The 12,001-nt window shown below is 70.7% G+C and carries 13 protein-coding genes and 1 pseudogene; 10 read left to right on the top strand and 4 right to left on the bottom strand.

The window, feature by feature from the left end; genetic code table 11:
* The 4 genes from J7E86_RS14890 to J7E86_RS14875 all read left to right on the top strand — a co-directional run.
* A partial coding sequence (locus tag J7E86_RS14890; protein WP_215082143.1) for a dihydrolipoamide acetyltransferase family protein occupies window positions 1-1,107 on the top strand: 1,107 nt, incomplete at its 5' end.
* A gap of 308 nt (window positions 1,108-1,415) precedes the next feature.
* Window positions 1,416-2,252 (top strand): helix-turn-helix transcriptional regulator, encoded by an 837-nt coding sequence (locus J7E86_RS14885; protein WP_215082142.1) that lies wholly within the window; start codon window positions 1,416-1,418, stop codon window positions 2,250-2,252.
* Window positions 2,253-2,351: 99 nt separating this feature from the next.
* Complete coding sequence (locus tag J7E86_RS14880) at window positions 2,352-3,026, top strand: GntR family transcriptional regulator (protein WP_215082141.1); 675 nt, start codon at window positions 2,352-2,354, stop codon at window positions 3,024-3,026.
* Window positions 3,023-4,324 carry a nitrate/nitrite transporter gene (locus J7E86_RS14875; protein WP_215082140.1) on the top strand — a complete coding sequence of 434 codons (1,302 nt, stop codon included), beginning with the start codon at window positions 3,023-3,025 and terminating at the stop codon, window positions 4,322-4,324. Before J7E86_RS14880 ends, J7E86_RS14875 begins: the two co-directional genes overlap by 4 nt.
* A 28-nt stretch (window positions 4,325-4,352) precedes the next feature.
* Here J7E86_RS14875 and J7E86_RS14870 read toward each other — a convergent pair whose 3' ends face one another.
* Window positions 4,353-5,183: a maleylpyruvate isomerase family mycothiol-dependent enzyme gene (locus tag J7E86_RS14870; protein ID WP_215082139.1), complete on the bottom strand. Its 831-nt coding sequence runs from the start codon at window positions 5,181-5,183 to the stop codon at window positions 4,353-4,355.
* Window positions 5,184-5,355: 172 nt separating this feature from the next.
* On the opposite strand from J7E86_RS14870, the gene J7E86_RS14865 reads away from it, so the two are divergent.
* The 6 genes from J7E86_RS14865 to J7E86_RS14840 all read left to right on the top strand — a co-directional run bounded on the left by J7E86_RS14865 (window position 5,356) and on the right by J7E86_RS14840 (window position 10,494).
* Window positions 5,356-6,150 (top strand): carbon-nitrogen family hydrolase, encoded by a 795-nt coding sequence (locus J7E86_RS14865; protein ID WP_215082145.1) that lies wholly within the window; start codon window positions 5,356-5,358, stop codon window positions 6,148-6,150.
* Between the two features lie 308 nt (window positions 6,151-6,458).
* Window positions 6,459-6,701 carry a hypothetical protein gene (locus tag J7E86_RS14860; protein ID WP_215082138.1) on the top strand — a complete coding sequence of 81 codons (243 nt, stop codon included), beginning with the start codon at window positions 6,459-6,461 and terminating at the stop codon, window positions 6,699-6,701.
* A 10-nt stretch (window positions 6,702-6,711) separates the two neighbouring features.
* Complete coding sequence (locus J7E86_RS14855) at window positions 6,712-7,230, top strand: DUF6879 family protein (protein WP_308312591.1); 519 nt, start codon at window positions 6,712-6,714, stop codon at window positions 7,228-7,230.
* A 12-nt stretch (window positions 7,231-7,242) separates the two neighbouring features.
* Window positions 7,243-8,091 (top strand): helix-turn-helix transcriptional regulator, encoded by an 849-nt coding sequence (locus tag J7E86_RS14850; RefSeq protein WP_215082137.1) that lies wholly within the window; start codon window positions 7,243-7,245, stop codon window positions 8,089-8,091.
* Between the two features lie 286 nt (window positions 8,092-8,377).
* Window positions 8,378-8,662, top strand: a complete 285-nt coding sequence (locus tag J7E86_RS14845) for a hypothetical protein (protein WP_215082136.1) — start codon at window positions 8,378-8,380, stop codon at window positions 8,660-8,662.
* Window positions 8,659-10,494: an NHL domain-containing thioredoxin family protein gene (locus tag J7E86_RS14840; RefSeq protein WP_215082135.1), complete on the top strand. Its 1,836-nt coding sequence runs from the start codon at window positions 8,659-8,661 to the stop codon at window positions 10,492-10,494. The genes J7E86_RS14845 and J7E86_RS14840 overlap by 4 nt, the downstream gene beginning before the upstream one ends.
* A 39-nt stretch (window positions 10,495-10,533) precedes the next feature.
* Here J7E86_RS14840 and J7E86_RS14835 read toward each other — a convergent pair whose 3' ends face one another.
* From J7E86_RS14835 to J7E86_RS14825, 3 genes and pseudogenes are all read right to left on the bottom strand, one after another.
* Window positions 10,534-10,758 carry a hypothetical protein gene (locus J7E86_RS14835; protein ID WP_215082134.1) on the bottom strand — a complete coding sequence of 75 codons (225 nt, stop codon included), beginning with the start codon at window positions 10,756-10,758 and terminating at the stop codon, window positions 10,534-10,536.
* 106 nt (window positions 10,759-10,864) lie between these two features.
* Window positions 10,865-11,566, bottom strand: a complete 702-nt coding sequence (locus tag J7E86_RS14830; protein ID WP_215082133.1) for a DUF4232 domain-containing protein — start codon at window positions 11,564-11,566, stop codon at window positions 10,865-10,867.
* 81 nt (window positions 11,567-11,647) lie between these two features.
* Window positions 11,648-12,001 (bottom strand): annotated as a pseudogene (locus J7E86_RS14825) (SARP family transcriptional regulator); the annotation flags it as partial.

The raw sequence follows: 12,001 nt of genomic DNA, 5'->3' as shown, positions 1-12,001 counted from the left end.
CTCGTCGGGTACGGGGCCGCGCCGTCGTCGACCAAGCGCCGGGCGCGCAAGGCGCAGCCCGGGGCGGGGTCCTCGGTGAAGGCCGCGGTGCAGGCGGAGCTGAACGGGCACGGGGCCGCGGCTGCCGCGCCCGCTCCCGCTCCTATGGCGCCGGTGGCGGCCGAGCCGGTCGCGGGCGTCGGCCGGCCGCTGGCCAAGCCGCCGGTCCGCAAGCTCGCCAAGGACCTGGGCATCGACCTCACCACCGTCACCCCGACGGGCACGGACGGTGTGGTGACGCGTGAGGACGTACACGCCGCCGCCGCTGCCTCCGTGGAGCGCGTGGCACCCCAGCAGGCCGTCGCCGCCCCCGGTGTCGTGGCGGAGGCGGCACCGGCGGCCCGGGCGGTTCCGGGTGACCTCAGCGCGCGCGAGACCCGGATCCCGGTCAAGGGCGTCCGTAAGGCCACCGCCCAGGCGATGGTCGCCAGCGCCTTCACCGCGCCGCACGTCACGGAGTTCATCACCGTCGACGTGACCCGCACGATGAAGCTCGTACAGAAGCTGAAGACCGACCCGGACATGGCCGGGCTGCGCGTCAATCCGCTGCTGCTGGTCGCCAAGGCGCTGCTCGTCGCGATCAAGCGGAACCCGGACGTCAACGCGGCCTGGGACGAGGCCAACCAGGAGATCGTCCGCAAGGACTACGTCAACCTCGGCATCGCGGCCGCCACGCCGCGCGGCCTGATCGTGCCGAACATCAAGGACGCGGGGGTCAAGACCCTCCCCGAGCTGTCGGCCGCGCTGGGCGAGCTGATCGCCACCGCGCGCGAGGGGAGGACCAGCCCGGCGGAGATGTCCGGCGGCACGGTCACGATCACCAACGTCGGGGTCTTCGGCGTCGACACGGGCACGCCCATCCTCAACCCGGGCGAGTCCGCGATCCTGGCCTTCGGCGCGGTCAAGCTCCAGCCGTGGGTTCACAAGGGCAAGGTCAAGCCCCGGCAGGTGACGACCCTGGCGCTGTCCTTCGACCACCGCCTGGTCGACGGCGAGCTGGGCTCGAAGGTCCTCGCGGACATCGCGGCGGTGCTGGAGAACCCGCAGCGCCTGATCACGTGGGGCTGAGGGTGACCGCCCTCAAGATGGCGAGGGGATGACGACCGGAGCCGTTGAATAGGAAACAATTCAACGGCAAAGGTCACCCGAGAAGTCGCCCAAAAGCAGCCCCGAAGGCGGCATGCGGGCACGCAAGGACAAAGGGCCCGGACGCCTCCCTCCTCACCCCCCTCCAGTGAGGAGAGAGCGGCGTCCGGGCCCTTCGTCGTCAAACGGAGCGGCCTCGGGAAAACCACCTTGGCAGAAGGTGGAATGGCCCGTGCTCGGCAATTTACTTAAGATTGACCGACACTTGCAGTGTCGGATCGGGAGGACGTGTGGAAGGCATCGGCCCCCACGGCCGCGTGGACGGTGAATCCATCAGCCGCCTCCTGCGTGCCTGGCGCTCCCGCGTCGACGCCCGGACCATCCCCGAGCTGCGCGGCACGTCCCCGCGCCCCGGCCGGCGGCTCTCGCAGGCGCACGTAGCGCGGCTGACGGGCGTCAGCGAGGGCTGGTACCGCGCCCTGGAGGCCGGCCGCCGCCAGGACTTCTCCGAAAGCTTTCTGCTGCGCGTCGCGGGCGCGCTCCGGCTGAGCGAGGCGGAAACCCTCACCCTCTTTCTCGCCGTCTGCGGCCGCCGCCCGCCCGGCGAGCTCTCCCGGGACCGAAAGGACTTGCCGCACGGCGTCGCGGCGCTGCTGGAACAGCAGGTTTCCTATCCCGCTTATCTCTCCGACGTGGCCTGGAATATCGTCGCGGCGAATTCCCTGATGGGCGAGTGGTTTCCCTGGACCCGGCGCCCCGGCGCCAACCTCATGCGCTGGGCCCTCCTCGACCCCGAGGCCCGTGAGCAGATGCTCGACTGGGAGAACAGCTGTGCCCGCGCCTACCTCGCCATGCTCCGGGTCGCCGCCAACAGCGACCCGGACAACGCCGAACTGCACACTCTCGTCCGCGACATCCTCGACGCCGACGCGGACTGCCGCCGCATCTGGTCCGCGGAACACGACGTGGTCGAACACCGCGACGGCCACGTCTTCGGACTCCGCCTTCCGTACCACGGCAACGCGGAAATACGCGTGACCACGCATGTCCTCCTCCCCATACAGCGCCCTGACCTGCGCTTCGTCTTCATCACCCCGCTGGACGGCTGGTCGGGCCAGCCCGGCTAGGCCCTCCGCCCCCGCACGCCCCCTTTTCGACCACCCCCACCGGTCCCGGATGGTGGACGCCCACTCCTCACGGATGCGTGTTGTATCTAAGCTGTACGCATGCCGACCGCTCACCTTGCCGCCCCCGTCGTCAACGCCAAGCAGCCCCCGGCCGCCGACCGCGTCTACGCCCACGTCAAGGACGCCGTACTCCACCGTCACTACGAAGGCGGAACGCTGCTCACCGAGGGCGACCTGGCCGAGGCGGTCGGGGTGTCGCGGACGCCCGTGCGGGAGGCACTGCTGCGGCTGGAGGCCGAAGGGCTGATCAAGCTCTACCCGAAGAAGGGCGCGCTCGTGCTCGCCGTGTCCGCGCAGGAGATCGCGGACGTGGTCGAGACCCGCCTGCTGGTGGAGAAGTACGCCGCCGCCAAGGCCGTCCCCGCCTCCGGGCGGCTGCTCGCGCGGCTGGAGGAGCTCCTCGACGACATGCGCCGGCAGGCCGCCGCGGGCGACCTCGCCGCGGTGTCCGTCAGCGACCGCGCCTTCCACGCCGAGATCGTCCGCAGCGCGGGCAACCAGATCCTCTCCCGCCTCTACGACCAGCTGCGCGACCGGCAGCTGCGGATGGGCGTAGCCGTCATGCACGCCCACCCCGACCGCATCGCGAAGAACCACGCCGAGCACACCGAGATCCTCGAAGCCCTGCGCTCCGGCGACGCGCAGGCCGCGGTCGACGTCATCGACCAGCACGTCAGCTGGGTGCGCAACCTCGCCCAGGGAGAGGTCCGATGAGCCAGGACGCCACCGCGCTGCCCGGCGACCCGCCCGGTGGCCGGCGCGCGATGGCCGTGTGGGGGCTGGGCGTCGGCGTCTACTTCGTCGCGATCGTCTTCCGTACGAGCCTCGGCGTGGCCGGCATCGACGCCGCCGAGCGCTTCCACATCAACGCCTCCGCGCTGTCCACCTTCTCCATACTCCAGCTGCTGGTCTACGCCGGCATGCAGATACCCGTCGGCCTCCTGGTCGACCGACTCGGCACGAAGAAGGTGCTCACGCTCGGCGTCGTGCTCTTCACCGCCGGGCAGTTCGCGTTCGCCTTCTCCCACTCCTACGGCACCGCCCTGGCCAGCCGCGCCCTGCTCGGCTGCGGTGACGCCATGACGTTCATCAGCGTGCTGCGGCTCGGCTCCCGCTGGTTCCCAGCCCGCCGCGGGCCGATGATCGCGCAGGTCGCCGCGCTGTTCGGAATGGCGGGCAACCTCATCTCCACGGTCGTCCTCGCACGCCTCCTGCACAGCGCCGGCTGGACCCGGACCTTCGCGGGCAGCGCGGCCGCCGGCCTCGTGGTCCTCGTCCTGATGCTGCTGTTCCTCAAGGACCACCCCAAGGGGTACGAGCCCGCCCCGCACCCCCACACCGGCAGTGGCTTCGTCCGCCGGCAGATCGCGCGCGCCTGGCGGGAACCGGGCACCCGGCTCGGCATGTGGGTGCACTTCACGACGCAGTTCCCCGCCATGGTCTTCCTGCTGCTGTGGGGCATGCCGTTCCTCGTCGAGGCCGAGGGCCTCTCCCGGGGCACCGCCGGGATGCTGCTCACCCTCGTCGTCCTGTCCAACATGGCCATAGGGCTCGTCTACGGGCAGGTCATCGGCCGGCACCACGCCGCCCGCCTGCCGCTCGCCCTCGGTACCGTCGCCGCCACCGCCCTGCTGTGGGCGGCCACCGTCTTCTGGCCCGGCGCGCACGCGCCCCTGTGGCTGCTGATCACCGAGTGCGTCGTCCTCGGCGCCTGCGGCCCCGCCTCCATGATCGGATTCGACTTCGCCCGCCCCGCCAATCCGCCCGAACGTCAGGGAACGGCCTCCGGAATCGTCAACATGGGCGGTTTCGTCGCCTCGATGACCACCCTGCTGGCCGTCGGCCTTCTGTTGGACGCGACCGGCGACAACTACCGCGCCGCCTTCGCCTCCGTCTTCGTCCTGGAGGCGCTGGGCCTGTCCCAGATCCTGCGCCTGCGCACCCGCGCGCAACGCCGCGAGGAGGAGCGGATCGTCGCGTCACGGGTGGAGACGCTGCACGTACCGGTGTGAGAGCGGCCGGGCCGGGGCCCGGACCGCTTCACGGCGTGATCGAGAACTCCCGCAGGATGGCGTTCGCCAGCCCCGGCTCGCCCTCCACCTTGATCCGGTCCGCCACCGCCTCCGGCCGCACCCGCCCGCACGCCAGCCGCGCGTACGTCTCCCAGTCCATCCCCAGCGTCACCGTCGGCCCCAGCGTCACACTGCCGTCGATCTTCCCCCGCCCCTGCTCGTTCACCCGCACCGTCCGCAGGAACTCCTGCTCGCCGTGCACGTCGAAGACCACCGCCGAGCCGGGCGGCGCCCCCGCGTCCTTCGCGACCACCTTCGGCAGCGCGTCGAGCAGGAAGTCCCGGCTGATGACGGCGGCGGGGGAGTCGAGATTGCCCGGCACGCCCAGCGCCCGCCGCAGATCCTGTTCGTGCGTCCATACGTCGAACGTCCGCCGGACCAGCGTCCGTTCGAGCGACTGCTCATTGCTCGTGCCCAGCGGCCAGCGGATCGGCGTCTGCGGGCCGCGCGACTCGTTGCGCAGCTGCCGGCAGCGCCTGATGATGATGAGGTCCAGCTCCGAGGTCATCTCCAGAGCGGTGTGACAGCGCCGCACATCGACCTGTACCTCGATGTAGCGCGTGAACTCGTCGGTCACGTGGTAGAGATCGCGCGGCAGCGAGTGGATCGGTCGTGGCTCGCCCAGCATCTCGCTCTCCACGCCGATGACATGGGACACCACATCGCGCACGGACCAGCCAGGGCACTCGGTGGCCCGGTTCCAGTCGCCCTCGGCGAGCGGTGTCACCAACTCGTGGATCGCTTCGATGGAGTGGGTCCAGGCGTCGATGCTGGGCTGAAGGCTGGGGTGGACGGTCACGGAATCCCTCGGGCGGTGCGTACGGTGCGCGGACAGGCGGCTCGGGTGTCGATCGGCTGCAAGTGCGGGTGCGGCGGCTGCGGGGCAAGTGCTGTCTGGGTGCTCACCGGTTAAGTTACGCTGCGCACGGGCAACCCGGCAGTCGTTTCGGACGCTGAGAGTGGTGGTAACTGTGCGCGTCTCCTTGATCCAGACAGCGGTGGACCCGGCCGAACCGGTCGCCGACCGCAGGGAGCGCGTGGCAGGGCTCGTACGCGAACAACGGGGTCGTGACCTGGTCGTCCTGCCCGAACTGTGGCACGTCGGAGCCTTCGCCTACGAGTCGTTCGCGACCGAGGCCGAGCCCCTGCACGGCCCCACGGCCGAGGCGATGTCCGCCGCCGCGCGCGACGCGGGTGTCTGGCTGCACGCCGGCTCGATCGCCGAACGGGACCCCGAGGGACCCCTCTTCAACACCTCCCTGGTCTTCTCGCCCTCCGGTGACCTCGTCCGCACGTACCGCAAGATCCACCGGTTCGGCTTCGACCGCGGCGAGGCCGTCCTGATGAGCGCCGGCACCGAGATCGTCACGGTCCCGCTCCCGGACACCACCCTCGGCCTGGCCACCTGCTACGACCTGCGCTTCCCCGAGCTGTTCCGCGCCCTGGTGGACGCCGGCGCGCAGCTGCTCGTCATCCCGGCGGGCTGGCCCGAGCGCCGCCGCGAGCACTGGACGCTGCTGGCCCGGGCGCGCGCGGTCGAGAACCAGTCGTACGTCGTCGCCTGCGGCACCGCCGGCACCCACGCGAACGTCCCGCAGGCCGGCCACAGCATCGTCGTGGACCCCTGGGGCACGGTCCTCGCCGAGGCGGGCCCGGACGAGGAGATCCTGACGGTCGAGCTGGACCTGGAACGGGTGACGAAGACGCGGGAGGAATTCCCGGCCTTGAAGGACCGGGTGCTGAGAACCGGCCCGTCCGGCGTGTGAGGACAACGCGGCCGAAGGCCGTGCGCGCGTAAGCCGGAATACCCGCACCGACCTCCGAGGTTTGGCGAGGCGAGAACGACGCAGTTGACGCCCCGCGAGGCCCGCCGAAGGCCCCAAGAAGCCGTCCGGACGGGCGTGGAACACCGTGAGCCCCGTGCCCGCCACCCCTGACCGGGGCGACGGGTGAGGGGGTTTCCACGCGTTCGATGTCAGCCCAACCACCCTGCCTGACGGCCCTCTTGCGCGACTCAGCCGCAAGGGTCAGGCTCGTGCACGCTGGTGCAACCCACTCGACGGCGGGAGCGACCGTGAGCCTGAAGTTCCTCGGCATCATCCCGAACACGCCGACTGACGAGTCTCCGACGATCTGGCTCCATGAGGAGACCGGCGACCTTCTGATTCAGTCGTACAAAGCGACCGAGGAAGAAGTGAAGGCGTGCCAGGAGATCGGTTCGATCCCGGGCCACTCCACGGACGTGCCGGACCACGAGACGATCGTCCGGCTGCCCGCAGTGATGCTGAAGTACATCCCCCGCCCGGACGACAACTGAGAGGCAGCACGTGCAACCACCCGCCCGTCATGCACTGGCACGAGCACAGCACTCGGCGGTGCACCTTGAGTTGCGTGACAGCTACATGCTCGATGATCCCGAGTTCATCGCGTGGCAGCGGGGGAAGCGCCTTGATCCCGCGGACCGGCCTTCATGGTGGGGCGGCTGGCACGGCGCGGTGAGTGAGGCGACCTCCCGCGGGGTCGTGGTCCGTCGGGTCCGGATCGCGTCGGAGCCGATCAGCGACTACGTGCGGTACGAGTACGACTGCACCTTCACGAACATCGCGGCGGGTGAGCTGGTTCGGTGGCTTCCCCGGCGACGGACCACGGACTTGACCTTGCCGGGTACCGACTTCTGGCTGTTCGACGGTGCGCAAGCGCTGTTCCACCACTTCACCGGGAACGGACAGCTCGACCAGGACGGGCGGGAGTACACGGACGAACCTGAGCGGGTGAAGCTGTGCGCCGACGCCTTCGAGGCCGCCTGGCAACGGGCTATTCCCCACGAGGAGTACCGACCGCGTTGAGCTGTCACCACCATGGCCGTCTCACCATCATCAAGCGCTCAGCAGGCCCGGCAGGCTCTGGCGAATCGACTCGCTGAGCTGTGCCGGGACGCCGGCCTGACCGGACGGGACATCGCCCGTCTGTGCTCCTGGCATCCGTCCAAGTCGTCACGGATCATGAACGCGCGCACGCCCCCGTCCGCTGATGACATCCGGGCGTGGTGCCGCGCGTGTGGCGTGGAGGCTCAGACAGACGACTTGATCGCTTCGCTGCGCACTGCCGAAGGCATGTGGATCGGGTGGCGGCGGATGGAACGCGCCGGGTTGAAGCAGGCGCAGGAAGCCCGCTTGCCGCTGTTCGAGCGCACCCGCCGTTTCCGCGCCTACTCGTCTTGGTTCGTTCCGGGACTGGTCCAGACGTACGGCTACACCGAGGCGGCGTTGCGTGCGGTCCAGCGGAGACGGGTCGAGGTGGACGACGTGGCCGACGCGGTCGCCGTCCGCATGGAGCGTCAGCGCGTGCTCTACGAGGGTGATCGGCGGTTCGCGTTCCTGGTTGAGGAATCGGTCTTGCGAAACGGGATCGGCGGGGCGGAGGTGCAGGAGGAACAGCTCCGCCACCTCCTCACAGTCGGCTCTCTGCCCAGTATCAGCCTGGGTGTGGTCCCCACACGAACCGACCGGTCCCGGATGCCGGTGGAGGGGTTCTGGATCTTCGACACCGCACAGATCAACGTCGAGCTGGTCTCCGGCTACCTCACTCTGACCCAGCCCAGCGAGGTCGCCGCGTACGCCGACACGTTCGCGGAACTGGCCGACATGGCGGTCTACGGAGTGAAGGCCCGAGCGCTGATCACGAGCGCCATGCAGACATTCAGGTGACGACCGTGCAACGTCATGCAATCTCCTGGGGGGTCCAGCTCCGGCGTTCCTAGCGTGGTGACTGCACGGACGACACGAGGAGCGGGACGGTGAAGCCGATCACCTACGCGCAACCCCCGGTAGAGCTACCCCTGCGAACAGATCCGGAGCCCGAAGCGGTGGCCGGCTGCGGAGTGTGCGCCGCCCTGGCCGGCCAGCGTAGAGAGGCCCGCTTGAGGGGCGACGGCTCCACAGTGAGCGACTGCAATGTGGAACTCCGGAATCACCCGCACCCCAAGGGGGCGGCATGAGAGCGGTACTCCGGTACGTCAGCTACGTCATGCACCGCCACCCCTCGGCGGAAACCACGGCAACCGCGCGCTGCCTGAACCCGGACTGCCAGTGGACCTCCGCGCCCACGGGCAACGCGGAGGTGTGCACCGACATCTGTATTGAGCACACTGGCCGAACGGGTCACATGACCTACCTCCGGGAGTTCTCGGAAGTCGCCGTGGTGGAGCGGTGCCCTGATCAGGCGTTTCGCGCGGGTGTGATCCGGCGTTCATGGGCGGATGGCAAGCTTGAAGCATGAACGATGCCGCCTCGGCGCCCACCCCCGCGCCCGCGCCCCGCCGTGCCCGTGTCCGCGCTCCCGAGCTGGTCGGAAAAGGGGGCTGGCTGAACACCGGAGGCAAGGAGCTGACGCTCGCCGACCTGCGAGGTAAGTGCGTTGTCGTTGATTTTTGGACATTTTGCTGTGTGAACTGTCTGCACGTCCTGGACGAGCTGCGCGAGCTGGAGGAGAAGCACCGCGACACCGTCGTGATCATCGGTGTGCACTCCCCGAAGTTCGTGCACGAGGCCGAGCACCAGGCCGTCGTCGACGCCGTCGAGCGGTACGAGGTCCGGCACCCCGTCCTCGACGATCCCGAGCTCGCGACGTGGAAGCAGTACGCCGTGCGGGCCTGGCCCACCCTCGTCGTCATCGACCCCGAGGGTTACGTCGTCGCCCAGCACGCGGGCGAGGGCCACGCGCACGCCCTGGCCAGGCTGGTCGAGGAGCTGGAGGCCACCCACGCGGCCAAGGGCACCCTCCGCCGCGGCGACGGCCCGTACGTCGCGCCCGAGCCCGAGGCCACCGACCTGCGCTTCCCCGGCAAGGCCGTCCTGCTGCCCAGCGGTCATTTCCTCGTCTCCGACTCCACCCGCCACCAGCTCGTGGAGCTGGCGCCCGACGGCGAGACCGTCGTACGGCGCGTCGGCACCGGCGAGCGCGGCTTCGGCCCCGGCGGCTTCAGCGAACCGCAGGGCCTGACGCTGCTGCCCGACGGGAAGGTCGCCGTGGCCGACACCGTCAACCACGCCCTGCGCGTGTACGACCCGGAGACCGGCGACGTCACCCTCCTCGCCGGCACCGGCCGGCAGTGGATGCAGGGCCGGCCCACCTCCGGGCCCGCCCTGGAGGTGGACCTCTCCTCGCCGTGGGACGTGGCCTGGTTCGCCGGCCGGCTGTGGATCGCCATGGCGGGCGTCCACCAGCTGTGGACGTACGACCCGGAGACCGGCACCGTCGAGGTGGCGGCCGGCACGACGAACGAGGGACTGGTCGACGGGCCCGCCGACCAGGCGTGGTTCTCGCAGCCGTCCGGGCTGGCCGCGACCGAGGACCGGCTCTGGATCGCCGACTCCGAGTCGTCGGCCCTGCGCTGGGTCGAGCGCGACGGTGCCGGATACGCCGTCCGTACGGCCGTCGGCACCGGACTCTTCGACTTCGGGCACCGCGACGGGGCCGCCGGCCAGGCCCTGTTGCAGCACCCGCTCGGCGTGACCGTCCTCCCTGACGGCTCGGTGGCCGTCTCCGACACGTACAACCATGCCCTGCGCCGCTACGACCCGGCGACGGACGAGGTGACGACGCTCGCCACCGACCTGCGCGAGCCCTCCGGCGCCGTGCTCGTCGGCGACGACATCGTGGTCGTGGAGTCCGCCCGGCACCGCCTGACGCGGCTGCGGCTGCCGGAGGAGGCCGTGCGGGTCGAGTCCGTGGCGCACCGCACCCAGCGCGCGGCGACCGACATCGCGCCGGGACGGCTGCGGCTGGACGTCGTCTTCCAGGCCCCGGCGGGCCAGAAGCTCGACGACCGCTATGGCCCCTCGACCCGCCTCGTGGTCGGCTCGACCCCGCCGGAGCTCCTCGCGGAGGGCGCGGGCACGGGGACGGACCTCGGCCGGGACCTGGTCCTGGCGGACGGGGTCACCGAGGGGATCCTGCACGTCTCGGCGATGGCCGCCTCCTGCGACGACGACCCCGACAACGAGTACCCCGCCTGCCACATGCACCAGCAGGACTGGGGAGTGCCGGTGCGCGTGGTGACAGGCGGGGTGGACCGGCTGCCGCTGGTGCTGGCAGGGCTGGACGGGTAGCGACGCGCGTCAGCGGTCGACCCGTCAGTGGTCTACGCCTCAGCGGATGTACCGGTGGTCCTCCTCGACCACCGGTGCCGCCGGGGGCGGCGGCTGCATCCGGCGCCGCTTGAAGATGCTGACGTAGGCGCAGGTGCCGATGATGCCGACCGCCATCAGGATCAGGCCCACCAGGTGGACGTTCATGCCGTCGAGGTGCCAGTCGACCGCGAAGGTCAGAATCGCTCCGATCGCGATCAGACCGATGCACCAACCCATGCCCATGGGTACCGCCTCCGAACTCGATAGACCGTTCCGCCTGGCATACGACCCCGGGTACCCCGGACCGGAACGGTCAATCAGCGGAGGGCGGGAACGCCCCCCCGTACGCCTACCACTTGAGGGCGGTCGCCGAGTCGTCCTGCCAGTACGTCACCTTCGCCGAGTCGTCGACGGCGACCGTGCCCCTCGGCGCGGCCACCTCCAGCCGGCCGCCCGCGCCCTGCTCGCCGCCCGGACCCTGGAAGGAGACCGAGAGCTTCCTGGCCTTGCGGACGGTGCCGCCTGAGCCGTCGGCGGAGGAGGTCAGCACGCCCGCGTAGGCGGACTTGCCCGGCGCGAGGGTGACGACCGCCTGCGGACGGCTCTCCTCGACCGAGATCGCCGTGGCCTGGTCCGCGTCGAAGCGCAGGAACGGGAAACCGTAGGCGTGGCAAGGGCCCTTGGAGGTGTTGGTGGCCACCAGGAGCAGGTGGTTGACGGGCGAGGAGACGGCCTTCGCCTCGACCTTGACGGCCCCCGGGGCGCAGGGGACCTTGCCGTTCTTGTCGGCCTTCACCGCGTCCTTGCCGGAGGGGGCCGCCGCGTCCTTGCCGGAGCCGTCGGCGGGCTTGCCGTCGCTGTCGGTGGTCTGCGAGGTCCGGGAGTCGTCCGTCGACTGCTGACCCTGGTCGTCCGCGGTCCGGTCCGCCCCGGAAGTGTCGGCCTTGCCACTGGTCTTGGTGCCCGTACCGTCGCCGCACCCGGCCAGGGTGAGGGCGGCCGCGGCGGTGAGCGCGACTGCGGCGAGCCGCAGGCTGCGGGTACGAGACATGGTGGTTCCCCCGATGGGACGTCGGCCGGTTGGTACGGCAGGGATCATTCCGCAGCCCGTTGGCGATCGGCTAACGCTCCGCTAACGTTCCGCGTTCTTTCCTGTCGGGGCCGCCGGGCCGGGCGCGTCCGGCGTGTCCGGCGTCCGCTGTGCGAAGAGCTTCACGAGATCGCTCATCACATAGCGGCCGGTCGCCTCCTCGTCCACCAGGTGCATCTCCGCGAGCCGGTCCAGCCCGTACAGCGTCTGGTCCGGATCCGCGCCGGCCAGCGCGGCCACGGCCGAGGCGTCCACGACCCGCGAGAAGCCCGCGCCGAGCGCGCCCAGCAGCCGCGCGTCGTCCTCAGACAGCCGCGCCAGGGAGGCCCGTAGCGCCGCCGCGACGCCGGTGTCCTCGGCCGACAGCAGCGCGAGCCGCTGCCGCTCGTCGCGCAG

The sequence above is a fragment of the Streptomyces sp. ISL-11 genome (genome assembly GCF_018614525.1).
In the GTDB taxonomy this organism is placed as follows: domain Bacteria; phylum Actinomycetota; class Actinomycetes; order Streptomycetales; family Streptomycetaceae; genus Streptomyces.
Note: the sequence above shows the minus strand (reverse complement) of the source record. Positions and strands in the feature narration are given on the sequence as shown.

Coding starts and splice junctions, on each gene's coding strand:
- J7E86_RS14880 (WP_215082141.1), top strand. CDS start 2,352: ATGCCGACCGCTCACCTTGCCGCCCCCGTCGTCAACGCCAAGCAGCCC.
- J7E86_RS14875 (WP_215082140.1), top strand. CDS start 3,023: ATGAGCCAGGACGCCACCGCGCTGCCCGGCGACCCGCCCGGTGGCCGG.
- J7E86_RS14850 (WP_215082137.1), top strand. CDS start 7,243: ATGGCCGTCTCACCATCATCAAGCGCTCAGCAGGCCCGGCAGGCTCTG.
- J7E86_RS14845 (WP_215082136.1), top strand. CDS start 8,378: ATGAGAGCGGTACTCCGGTACGTCAGCTACGTCATGCACCGCCACCCC.
- J7E86_RS14840 (WP_215082135.1), top strand. CDS start 8,659: ATGAACGATGCCGCCTCGGCGCCCACCCCCGCGCCCGCGCCCCGCCGT.
- J7E86_RS14835 (WP_215082134.1), bottom strand. CDS start 10,758: ATGGGCATGGGTTGGTGCATCGGTCTGATCGCGATCGGAGCGATTCTG.
- J7E86_RS14830 (WP_215082133.1), bottom strand. CDS start 11,566: ATGTCTCGTACCCGCAGCCTGCGGCTCGCCGCAGTCGCGCTCACCGCC.